At 48.9% G+C, this 11,805-nt stretch carries 8 protein-coding genes; 6 read left to right on the top strand and 2 right to left on the bottom strand.

Annotated elements, in window-relative coordinates; translation table 11 throughout:
* Positions 1-81: 81 nt before the first annotated feature.
* The gene (locus R3B84_15740) at positions 82-2,886 is read right to left on the bottom strand and encodes a hypothetical protein (protein ID MEZ6142018.1); all 2,805 of its coding nucleotides are present in this window, start codon (positions 2,884-2,886) and stop codon (positions 82-84) included.
* 145 nt (positions 2,887-3,031) lie between these two features.
* Here R3B84_15740 and R3B84_15735 point away from each other — a divergent pair, with 145 nt between their 5' ends.
* The 5 genes from R3B84_15735 (at position 3,032) to R3B84_15715 (ending at position 9,237) form a co-directional block, all read left to right on the top strand.
* On the top strand, positions 3,032-3,796 hold the full coding sequence (locus tag R3B84_15735) for an SDR family NAD(P)-dependent oxidoreductase (protein MEZ6142017.1): 765 nt from the start codon (positions 3,032-3,034) through the stop codon (positions 3,794-3,796).
* 237 nt (positions 3,797-4,033) lie between these two features.
* Positions 4,034-4,306 carry a hypothetical protein gene (locus R3B84_15730; GenBank protein ID MEZ6142016.1) on the top strand — a complete coding sequence of 91 codons (273 nt, stop codon included), beginning with the start codon at positions 4,034-4,036 and terminating at the stop codon, positions 4,304-4,306.
* Between the two features lie 355 nt (positions 4,307-4,661).
* Positions 4,662-6,197, top strand: coding sequence for a DUF1553 domain-containing protein (locus R3B84_15725; protein ID MEZ6142015.1), 1,536 nt, complete (start codon positions 4,662-4,664; stop codon positions 6,195-6,197).
* Between the two features lie 30 nt (positions 6,198-6,227).
* Positions 6,228-7,553, top strand: coding sequence for a DUF1501 domain-containing protein (locus tag R3B84_15720; protein MEZ6142014.1), 1,326 nt, complete (start codon positions 6,228-6,230; stop codon positions 7,551-7,553).
* 19 nt (positions 7,554-7,572) lie between these two features.
* Entirely contained in the window at positions 7,573-9,237 is a 1,665-nt protein-coding gene (locus R3B84_15715) for an EF-hand domain-containing protein (GenBank protein MEZ6142013.1), read from the top strand.
* Between the two features lie 768 nt (positions 9,238-10,005).
* Here R3B84_15715 and R3B84_15710 read toward each other — a convergent pair.
* Positions 10,006-10,602, bottom strand: a complete 597-nt coding sequence (locus tag R3B84_15710) for an RNA polymerase sigma factor (protein ID MEZ6142012.1) — start codon at positions 10,600-10,602, stop codon at positions 10,006-10,008.
* 360 nt (positions 10,603-10,962) lie between these two features.
* Here R3B84_15710 and R3B84_15705 point away from each other — a divergent pair, with 360 nt between their 5' ends.
* The gene (locus R3B84_15705) at positions 10,963-11,730 is read left to right on the top strand and encodes a hypothetical protein (protein MEZ6142011.1); all 768 of its coding nucleotides are present in this window, start codon (positions 10,963-10,965) and stop codon (positions 11,728-11,730) included.
* Positions 11,731-11,805: the final 75 nt, after the last annotated feature.

Genomic DNA, 11,805 nt, shown 5'->3' with positions numbered 1-11,805 from the left:
CAGTGCAGAATGCAACTTTAATGTGAGAACGACTGGTAAAAATTGTGGAAAATTGTCAGCCAATTCGAAAGATGCAGGGGGTTATCGACGTCGTTCGGTGTAGAACTTGGGAACAACGATCAGGCTGCCTTTCGGTAGACCCAGGCCACGGTGGAAGTCGACAGGCCGTGCACCCACGCTGAGCATCGAAGCAGACCAGCCTGCGGCGAGTGATGCAGAAACATCGCTGCCATAAGCCACTGGTTCTTCCACCAGACCAGGGATCTGGTCGGGAGCGTAATAATCTGGCTTAATCATTAATTCTGCCAGCGGACCCGCACCGAGGTTGGTTCGCAGTCGTGGTTTGCCATCGCTGCCCACCGCACCAACGGTAAAGACCCCACGTGATTCTGCAGGCACAGGCACCACAGAGCGTTCGCTGGCAAAATCGCCAAGAATGATTCGTTTTCCGTTCATCCCTTCCACAAACAGGCGGGGGAATACCTGAATGTTCTGCTGGTTATCACCAATCGTGGGTAAACCAACGGGGCGGAATGATATCGGTAATTGTCCCACGATTCGTACTGCGAAATGACCATCTTCCGGAATCGTCATTTCCAGCATTCGTTCGTACACCGCAAAGTTTGGTTCGAAGTGCAGGCGTTCTGCCAATCCTTCTGTGACAGCTACCAGATCGATTTCATCACTGGCAGAAGTTTTACCTTCTGGATCACGCTGTTTGATCAACTGTACCTGGAAAGGCAGAATTGGTATACGGTATTCATCTTCGGAGAAAGTTTCATCGTGGGGCTCGCGCCATTGCAGAGAAATGCGAACTTTCGTTCCAGCAGGCAGCAGGAACTGTTTACTCATTCCCTGGTCAATCGCCAGAAAGTTCAGTTCCCGCGACCAGCGATCATTTGCCAGAAGTTGATCGTTACCGGCAAACTCCATCACGCCGTTGTCATCGCGATCGATGAATCGTCCCACCCAGGATTGGCCACGATTATCACCTGCTGCCTGAATCCAAACCGGTGGCGGTGGCATCTCGCGACGCACCAACTGCCGTGTGCGACCAAATGATGCCACAGGCACAAGCCAATTATCGAGTGCGCGGGTAAAAGGATTGGCCCCATCCAGGCCATAGCCATGGTTCCAGTGAATCAGGTTAAGCACCACGTTGGCACCATAAATCCCAATCAGGTTCTGCTCCAGCAGATCGAGGCGTTTAATTCGTGCCAGTAATTTTTCTTCATCTTCCCGAAGCGGGATGAATGCGGCCTGGGCATCCCGTCTACGTTTTTCAGCGGCGGCGTCAGCACTGAAATCGGCAAATGCCTGATTATATTCCACAATTGCGGCAGCACGCCGATTGCGTAGTGCATTTGTATCGAACGCAATCTCATCTCGCCGAACCTTGATCGCATTCATCGACAGTGAAGTGCCACGAATAAAATTAATGATGTCACTGACCTGATAAGCGGAATCAGGGGCCACACGAATCATCAAAATATCAGAATCGGGTGCTGTCAGGTGAACAATCTTGGCACAATGGGCACCACGTCCCAGCTCGCCCGGCATTGGATCGGGTTCCACATTCCGATTACGAGCCGCAGTCAGGTCAATCAAAGTATATTGGTTCGGCTTCTTGGGGTCGGGGGGCAGGTGGTCTTCCCAGCCACTGAAATCGCTATCGATAATCACCACCTTCTGACGTGCACCCCGGGCACCAAACTGATGCAGTTTGGTTAAACCCATTGTTTTCAGTGGGTCAGCATCGGGGGCAGTTAACGGTAACTGGATAGTATCGGTGGCCTGTCGTAACTGTTGATTCGATATCGGCAATTTGATTTCGGAAAGATCCGGCTTCGGTTCTTTTGGTTCTGGCATCGGAATACGATCGATGTCTGGTGTGCGAGGCAGCCGTACCGTGATTACCGACTGCAATGCGCTGATTTTGCCCAGCATTGCCGATGATTTCAGGTATACAGAAACAATCGGCCCGAACTGACCTTCGATCACAGCACCGGTTGCCTCAAATGGTTCACGCCATGTGACAGATCGTGCTTCGGGTGCAGCACTCAGGATCAATTCCAGACGGAGTGGCTGTTCCATCCGTTCCGGATCAGCCATAAAACGTCGCAGACCAGGAGTCCATTTGATCTGGTATGGCTGGTCTTCGGGTACCGGTGGCAGTTCCACCAACATCGCAGGTGGCTGATACTTGCCTAATACTTCCGCCAGCACCACAGGAACGACATCGCGTAATGGTGCGGCTAACCCACCAGTGAGGTTACCTGCAAGCGTCTTACTCCGTACTCCTTCCGGGGTATTTGGCAAAAACCAGCCTGATGGCTGGTTGCGGAGATCTCGCAGTAGCTTTGGAATTTCGCTGGCTGGCATCCGCCCACGTATCAGTTGATATCCACGGTTATCGTAACCGATATCCTGGGAAAATTTCAGTGCTTTCAAAACAACCAACGCCTGATCGAACAACAGGCGTTGTGAAGGATTCTGCCGCAGATAAATTGCAATTCGATACTCATCAGTGGGGGTATCCATCTGCAGCCCATCCGGAAGCAACAACATTGTCTGCACGCGACGATCTTTCAGAATCTCCCGCACGTTATTGGAGGGGGCGGTGCCATCCATCATTTCGGCAGTCAAGTCAAATGCTGCCAGATCGTTGTCATCATCCGGTGTTTGTTCAAAACCGCACTTGGCAAAATACTTTGTCATCTCCTCATACTGGAGAACGCGAACATTTCGACTGCCTTCAATGCGGTAGCGGATCTGTACCTGATATTTTTCCGGCGGCGTAGGATACTTTACCTGCGCATAGCCAGCCCCACAGTTGAAGGCGACCAGGAGCAACAAGCAAACGAAATCGTACAATAACCAGCGCATAACATCAGGCCCGTCTGAAGTTTGTTAAGTTCATCATGAACGGAATTGGCATTCTTGCCAAGCGTTGAAACGAGAAATCACGGGAACTTCTATCGTTAGAGATAATATCCCCCGTGCACCCCGCAAAAACGGTGAAATACCCAAGATGGCGCAAACACGCGTAATGATTACAGGTGCTTCCAGTGGTATTGGACATGCACTGGCCCGAGAGTATGCTCAGGCTGGTGCCCACGTGGGGTTGGTTGCCCGCCGTGAAGCCCCCTTACAGGAATTATCTGCCCAAATTGAAGCATCTGGTGGCAAGGCAGCCTACGCCACTGCCGACATCCAGGATTACCAACAGGTTCAACAGGCGGTACAGCAATTACTCACCCACCTTGGTGGCTGCGATATTATGATTGCCAATGCAGGCGTGGGCGGGCATCATTCTGCTACCAGTTTGAATATTCATGTTACAGACAAGGTGATCCGCACCAACCTGTTGGGACCGCTGTACACGTTCGAAGCGATCTTACCCACCATGTTACAACAGAAATCGGGTCAGTTGGTAGCAATTTCCAGCATGGCAGCCTGGCGGGCCCTACCCAATGTGGGGGCTTATTGTGCCAGTAAAGCAGGCCTGAATACATTCATGCGCTCTCTACGCATGAATCTGCACGGTACAGGCATCGCCACAACGGTTATCAATCCCGGCTTCGTGGCAACGCCGATGACCGAGAAAAATCCCACGAGGCTCTGGGTGCAAACTCCGGAAAAGGCCGCACGGAGGATACGAAGGGCGATCAGCCGCAAAAAAACCAGTTATTCTTTTCCAAAACGAATGACCATGTTGATGAATCTGGTTCGATTCCTACCGGACAGCATTCTGCGAAAAATGATCCCACCTGAAAAGGAAGATGAGAATCAATGACTGCAGAACTGCCGTAGGTGCACTCCCAAGGCAATAGAGCTGGATTATCTCATTAGCTGAATCAGACTGCCTTTGTGGCACTGTAAGTGCCAGTTCTCTAAACCAAGCAATAAATAGATTGCAACCTGGGTTGAACCTGATCCAAGAGGTTGGAAAAGTAGTGCTGCGTCCAGTTCTGATGCTGGTCGATTTGTTTTCCACTAGTGGAATAAGCGTATGACTTTGGAGGAGTATCGAATGTTTGCAAGAATAATTAAAAAGATTGATGGCGAGAATGTTGAACGAATTGTTAATTTAAACCAGATTCAGTTCATCGATGTAGGTTACTTTACAGTGAACGAATCAGGTCAAAAATTTGATGTTGGCTACGATCAAGGAAAAGACGATCCAGACTGTCGGCGAATTTACACCTTAACAATTGGTGGAGAACAAATAAATCTGATTTCAAATCCAAATAGTAAAGTCGTCCAAGCAATTGAAAAGATATACCGTGAAGCCTTGACAGATTGATAATGCATTTACGTCCGATCAACAGATCAAAGTTGCAGCTGATTTGCAGAGTGAAGCGGGGCGGACCCCTGGGTTAACTTTCAAAAGATCAACTTTAAGTGCATATACAACCATCTAATTGTGAATTTATTTTCACTATTTTGGGTTTCGATTTCAGCTAATTTTTTCTGAAGTGCCGCCCCGGAAACTATTTACGCAAGATTGGTCGACATCGATCATCGACGCACGCAAGACAACATTCTGACAGTTATTGTAACGGTGGGGTTAATTATTTACCTGCGTCGCGTCATATCTGGTACCATGGAAGTACGACAGCCCCATGCAGCTCCTTCGTGATATGATCATTGGAATAACGATGCGATCCATTTTTTTCACCGCTGTGCTATGTGTAGGCGTCGGATCTGCCATTTGTGCTGCCGACAAACCCACCAAACAGTTGCCCCAGCAGATCGATCAATTGTTTGCCAATTACTGGCAGGAAAATGGCATTAAACCGGCAGAGCAATCGTCTGACAGCGAGTTCTTTCGGCGGGTGCACCTGGATGTTACTGGCAGAATCCCATCGGTGGCGGACACTCGGCAATTTCTGAAAAATACTGATCCCGAGAAACGCACCAAACTGATTGAATCTCTGGTTGAAAAAGCGATCAGCGGTAACTTTGTGGCCACCATCCTGCGGGATCGCTGGATTGCCACCGCCAGCAACAATCCACAGTTGCAGTTTTATTCCACGCAGTTTCAGAGCTACATGACAGAGCAATGGCGGGAGAATACGCCATTGGATGAAATTGTGTTTCAGATGATCACAGCGTCGATCAACGGCACTTTACCCGGCAATCCTGTCTACAACGCGGGGGCCAGTGCGTTGATTCTGGCCAACGAACGCAAACCTGAAAAAACAGCCGCAGCCGTCAGTCGGATGTTTCTGGGAATCAGCATTGAATGTGCCGAGTGCCACAACCACCCGTTCAGTTCGTACAAACGCACGCAGTTCTGGGAGTTTTCTGCATTCTTTGGTGATGTTGACCCACAGATTGCGAACAGTAACGATTTCAAATTGAAATCCACCGTGACAATACCCGACAGCAAAACGGTGGTGGAAGCCCGCTTTCTGGATGGGAAACAACCCAAGTTCAATCCTGCTCAATCCCCACGCATTGCATTGGCGGAGTGGGTTACTTCGAAGGAAAATCCCTTTTTTGCACGTCAGTTTGTGAACAGTTTGTGGGAAGAATTCACCGGCCTACCCCTGGTGCCCCACCTGGACGATGAGTCCGATGCCACCGAGATTGGGTTGAAGGTGCTGCAAACCATTGCAGATGAGTTCAAAGCCCACCAATACGATATCAAATGGCTGGTGAAGACAATTCTGCAGACACGTGTCTACGGGCTCTCTTCGAAACAATCAGACCCCACCCAGGCGGAGCCGATTCACTTTGCCAGAATGTCCGTACGTGGACTGAAACCTGAGCAGTTACTCGATAGTCTGGCTCAGGCCACAGGTTTGCGAAATGTCAACAGCACCGGGCAACAGTTTAACAATCTTTACCGTGAATTTCTCGACCAGTTTGCCAGCACCGATCGGGCAGTTGAACGCCACCAGACAATTCTGCAGGCGCTGACCCTGATGAATGGCAGCATTGTGACAGATCAGACCAGCCTGGAGAAAAGTGAAATCCTGGCCGGTGTGGTGGATGCTCCATTCTGGAAGACCAAAGAACGGATCGAAACCTTATTTCTGGCCAGCCTGAATCGACTTCCCACCGCAAAGGAACTGGAAAAACTGGAAAGTTATGTCGAACGTGGGGGCAGCAGTAACGATCAGAAGAAAGCACTCAGCGATCTGTTCTGGGCGTTATTGAACTCAGCAGAATTCAGTGTTAATCATTAAAAAGTTACTTAGCACTCAGGGGAGATAACGATGTCTATCACGCACCGCTTACCGAAAATACCCAGACGCGATTTCATGCGACTGGCAGGGTGCCTGGGTCTGCCGATGGCAGGATGGCTACCGGCCTTTTCTGAAGAAGTTGCCAAAAACCCCAAGCGGAAGCGGTCGTGTATTCTGCTGTGGATGAATGGTGGGCCTTCCACGATCGATCTGTTCGATCTGAAAAAACATGAAAATGGTGGGCCGGTAAAACCAATTGCCACTACGGCACCTGGGCTGGAAATCAGCGAATACCTGCCACTTCTGGCGAAGCAGATGAAGCACCTTTCCGTGGTGCGTTCGATGTCCACCAAAGAAGGCGACCACGCCCGGGCAACGAATTACACCCGTACGGGTTATCTGCCACAGGGTTCCATTCAGTTTCCCTCGGTGGGCTCACTCGTCGCACGGGAACTTGCCGATACCAAGTTCGAACTGCCCAGTTATGTCAGCATTACACCGTTCCGCGGCTTTTCACCCGCAGCGTTCGGGCCGGGATTTTTAGGCCCACGTTTTGCCCCACTGATTGTGGGAGAGAACCAGTTTTTTGCCCAGAATGTGGCCACTGAGCAACTGGATGCCGCACTGAAAGTGAAAGACCTCGACCGTCCGGAAACCGTTACTCAGGTGGAGGCGTTGGCACGTCTGGATATTCTGAAAGACCTGGATGAACAGTTCCAGACAGACCACCCCAGCTTTGTGGGCAAGTCGCACCAGGCCGCCTACGAACGTGCAGTTCGTCTGATGGAATCGGTGGGATCGAAAGTGTTCGATCTTTCCAAAGAAAAAGCGGAAGTGCTGGACCGCTATGGCGATAACCTGTTTGGCCGTGGCTGCCTGCTTGCACGAAAGCTGGTGGAACAGGGGGTACCTTTTGTGGAAGTGTCGATGACCGGTTGGGACACCCACGCCCAGAACTTCAATCAGGTGAAGCAACGGTGCGACACGCTAGACCCCGCCTGGGCTGCACTGATGGCCGATATACAGGAACGTGGGTTGCTGGAAACAACCACAATTGTGTGGATGGGCGAATTCGGCCGCACACCGAAAATCAATCAGGGCACAGGGCGAGATCACTATCCCAATGCCTGGTCTGCTGTGCTCGGTGGGGGTGGCATCAAAGGTGGGCAGGCTATTGGCAAAACTTCGGCAGATGGCACTACCGTCGAAAGTGAACCCACATCGGTACCGGATTTCCTGGCAACATTATGTCAGGCAATGGGTATTGATCCTGGCAAACAGAATCTTTCCAATGTCGAACGACCGATCCGGATTGTGGATCGCGTGGGCAAACCAATTCAGGCACTGCTCAGTTAACCCTTCACAGGATAAGACGATGAAAAAATTACTCCTGCTTGCCTGGGCCTGTCTGTTCTGCACCCACTTGCCCGACGCAGGTGCGAAAGAACAGTTCCAATTGAAAGAATCAATTTCGCTTGCCCACGAACATATGCTGGTTGTCTTTGCAGAAGGCAGGCTATTGCGTTACCGCGTGGATATTACGTTTGTAGGAATGAAACCAAACGAATTTCTGCGAGAGGTATTGAAGCCATACTTTGAATTTCTGGACAAAGATGGCGACAGGATGCTGGATGAGAAAGAAATTGCGAATGCCCCTACCAAAGCAGCAATGCAACAACTGATGAAAACTGGGAACATCTATCAGCCTGAGAATCTGAAACTGACTTCAAGTGACTTTGACCAGGATCAGGATTCGCTGGTGAATCTCGATGAATTTACCTATTTTTATAGTCAGCAACCAGGGATCCTGTTTGGTTTGCGGCCGATGGTATCGCCGAACTTATACGGGCAACAGATTACTGCCGCCCTGTTTGGAATGCTGGATACAAATAAAGACGATATCCTGCAGCGTGCGGAACTGGAATCTTTTGGCAAAAACTTTGCCCGCCTGGATACGAACGATGATGAGTGCATTACGATCAACGAAATCATGCCCACTCAGCAATATGGGCGGATGGCAGTACCAATGAACGGTGGCATGATGCGTCCTAACACGCAATCTGGCACGCTGATGTTCTTTTCCAAAAACGCGGTACCGAGCAATATGTCGCAGTTATTCATGAATGAGTACGACAAGGATAACAGCGGCACCCTGACCAACGACGAGATTCCGTTTGAACGTACTTTCATGAAGCGGGTGGATATTGATCGTGATGGTACGGTATCGCCCACGGAATGTAATCTGCTGTGGGCAATGCGTACCGATGATATTGTGCGATTCGAAATTGATCTGAAAAACGGCACTGCCAAAGTGGGTCTGGTGAAGCCCGAAGGTCAGTTAACCATTTCTCCCACGCGGTGGAAAAGTGTTTCGGATACCCAGTTAAATGCAAAAATACGAAATTACAATATCCATATGCAGTGCCAGTTAACCATTCAGAATCGGCCACCAGTATTGCAGGGCAACAATTTCAGCTATCTGTTCAACACCAAAAAAACAATTGAAAAAGCCGATCTGAAAAACCCACAGTATCGCCTGGTAGCACCTCTTTTCGATGCGTTAGATCGAAATAACGACGATGTGGTAACCAAAAAGGAAGTAGAACTATATGGTAAGGCGAAAAGTGCATTGATGGGCAAGGATTTTACCATTGGATTTGGCTCCACCGATCCTGGAATGTTTGGTGTGGTTGATGAAAATGGCGATGGGATCATTTCATTAAGAGAGGCACGATCTTTGGCAAATCGGCTCTTGCCCAACAGTTTCACCGATGGTTACGTGCGGTCGAGTCAGGATATTCAGGGCATGGTCACCCTGGTGCGTGGGACCGTGAATCCCACTTTTGGTCAGTCCAGCAACCCCGGTGCCATCACATTGCCGATTCCCACCCACGGTCCGGTCTGGTTTCGCAAGTTTGATCGGAATGGAGATGGGGATATTTCCCCACGTGAGTTTCCGGGGGATCCAGAACTATTCACAAAACTGGATACCAATGGCGACGGCCTGATCAGTCGCCAGGAAGCGGAAGCCGCCCGTTAATTTCTGATTCCTTTCATCTGCAATTCTGCATCTGGAACTTTTCTGAACGCACCGCACCCACATGTGGAAATATTTCCAACATATACTTATATATCCTTCTCAGATTTCGGCTGGCACATTTTTGTGGAAAACTGGCACGTCAGATGGGAGGAATCATCGTCGTAAGTTATTGTGAAATAATCATTTGCGATGATGCTGGAAAATGTTCGGAAAAGTGAAAATAACGATCAGGCGAATGTTGGAATGTTTGCTAAGGTGCCCCACTGAAATGGAAACTCAATTATTGGTATTCCTCGTTGGGATCAGATCCGCACCACTGTAAAAGGCAAGAAGGGATGAAGCCGATTGAGTTTCACCCATCAGTACAAATAGCACGCAAACAGAGCTCATTTTGACATGTACGACGACTTTCGAACATGCAGGCAATCTGTCAATTTAGCTCGGTTGAACTGTCTTATTTCTTCATCGGGGCGGATTCCAGCCGCATGACGTACATCGCACCGTATTGGGTAATGCAGAAGTGGCGACCGTCGTCGGTCCAGCGACCTGAATCGAAATCGAACGGCCAAACGCATGCGCAGCAAACTCAATTATCGTTGATCATTCTGTAAGTAGTTTTCTGGTAATTACTTACAGAAAAAACTTTTCAACTATTACGGGAACAAAGGAGTGATGCGCAAAGTGGCACCTGCTTCCAGCTGGTGTCCATTTTCATTCAGCGGCAGAATGCCACTGCCACCTTGCCCAAACAAATGAAATTTTATTCATTTATGAAAATTCATCCATTAATACTTTTCCCAGTTCCCGCAGTTTCCGATACATGCGTGATTTCGTCATCCAGACGGTGCTGATGGTAACACCTCGCACTGTTGCCACCTGGGCTGCAGGTGTGCCACGGACCACCAGCTCTTCAAAAATCTGCCACGATTCCGGCGACGATTGCTGTTGCAATTTGTGGAGCAGGCGTTGAAGAATATGGCGATTGTGTTCGTTATCCCACTGTTGGGAGAGAGCACTGTAAGGATCTGATAGCTGCTTGATGATTTGATCGATATTCTCTGGTACATTCCTCTGCTGAGATTCGCGCCAGTAATACCGCACACGGTTGAGCAGGATCCCTTTTAACCAGCCTCGAAACGCCCCCACGTGCTGGCGAGATTGAAACTGGCCGATATTTTCCAGAATGATGCGGATAGAATCCTGAAACAGATCATCCACTTCCTGTGCTGGAATACCCAGAAAATGTAGTTTTCCGCGGATCCAATCGGAATAGATGTCAACCAGATCCGCCTGTGCCTGAGAGTTTTTCGTGTCTCGTAGTCGATCAAGCAGACTTTGGGGCGTACTATCCAATATTGTTTTCAATTTGAACTGCGTTATGAGAACATTTTTAGAACACAACGAGAATAATTTCAATAAAGGCCGTAATTTCAACGGCAGGTGCGAGCACCAGAGATTCAGACGGAAAATATACAAATTAACAGTAATATAACTAGTTTTTAATGCATTATTTCGGAAAAATAATGTTCAAACGAGCAATTGAACCATCTCGTAAGCTCTAATTAATGAGATTTCACTCATCTTTTTCTTTCCAAATCCTTCAAAAACTTCTGAAAAAAGTATTTTTTCCAAAATGCAGGACGCACCGCCGCGAAATACTTTCTGTGGTGCAGTTGATCTGTTCACTGCCGCAAACCATGTTTACCCCCGCCGGGAGTATGAAAAATGTGTAAGAAGTTGTGCTATTTGACCGCGGCAGGGCTGTTAGCTGCCGTAGTACTGACCCAGACCTTTGTTGGCCGATACGCCTCTCATTGGGCCGATCGTGCTGAAAGTCGTCTCAAAGAAAAGATTTCGATGACCGACGAACTGGCCATGATTCGCAAAGATGTTTCTAAATTGGACAGAGACATCGAAAAAGCGAAAAGCCAGTACGTGGAAGAACGTGTGGAAGCCAATATCCTGGCCCGCAAAGTAGAACAGTTGACCAAAGACCATGCCACCTCTCTGGAAGTGGTGCAGAAGCATGGCAAAATGTTGACCGAAGTCAACAGCAAAGAAACCGTCGATTGGAATGGCCGCTCCGTTTCCTTCGTACGTGCCAAAGAATTGCTGGCTTCGGAAGTGAAAACCTGCAAAGCACTGGAACGCGATCTGAAAGCCAATAAAGATATGCTGGCAATGCGGGAACATAACCGAAATCTGGCTTTTCAGCACATGCAGACCATGATCAGCCAGAAAGCAGAACTGGAAGCCGCCGTGCTGGAGTTGGAAGGTTTAATCAAGGAAGCACAGATCCAACAGGCAGAAAGCAAGTACCAGAAAGACAGCAGCCGATTGTCGAAAATTAAACAATCGATGGAAGATCTGAAGAAACGAGTTGAAAAGCAACGCGTGCGTCTGGAAGTTGAAAAAGAAATGGACCCCCAGTCGCCAGTGAATCAATCGGTGGAAGATATTCTCGAAGGTTTGAATAAAGGCAACGATCAATAAGATTGTTGCCAGAATGTCTTGGTAACTGACTCGCACATCTCCCAACATCAATTCTGCTTCAGCAAGAAGTTAACT

This window comes from Zavarzinella sp., assembly GCA_041399155.1.
Classification (GTDB): domain Bacteria; phylum Planctomycetota; class Planctomycetia; order Gemmatales; family Gemmataceae; genus JAWKTI01.
Note: the sequence above shows the minus strand (reverse complement) of the source record. Positions and strands in the feature narration are given on the sequence as shown.

Bases quoted from the DNA above. Each gene is read 5' to 3' on its own strand.
- R3B84_15720 (MEZ6142014.1), top strand. From the start codon at position 6,228: ATGTCTATCACGCACCGCTTACCGAAAATACCCAGACGCGATTTCATG.
- R3B84_15735 (MEZ6142017.1), top strand. From the start codon at position 3,032: ATGGCGCAAACACGCGTAATGATTACAGGTGCTTCCAGTGGTATTGGA.
- R3B84_15725 (MEZ6142015.1), top strand. From the start codon at position 4,662: ATGCGATCCATTTTTTTCACCGCTGTGCTATGTGTAGGCGTCGGATCT.
- R3B84_15705 (MEZ6142011.1), top strand. From the start codon at position 10,963: ATGTGTAAGAAGTTGTGCTATTTGACCGCGGCAGGGCTGTTAGCTGCC.
- R3B84_15715 (MEZ6142013.1), top strand. From the start codon at position 7,573: ATGAAAAAATTACTCCTGCTTGCCTGGGCCTGTCTGTTCTGCACCCAC.
- R3B84_15740 (MEZ6142018.1), bottom strand. From the start codon at position 2,886: ATGCGCTGGTTATTGTACGATTTCGTTTGCTTGTTGCTCCTGGTCGCC.
- R3B84_15730 (MEZ6142016.1), top strand. From the start codon at position 4,034: ATGTTTGCAAGAATAATTAAAAAGATTGATGGCGAGAATGTTGAACGA.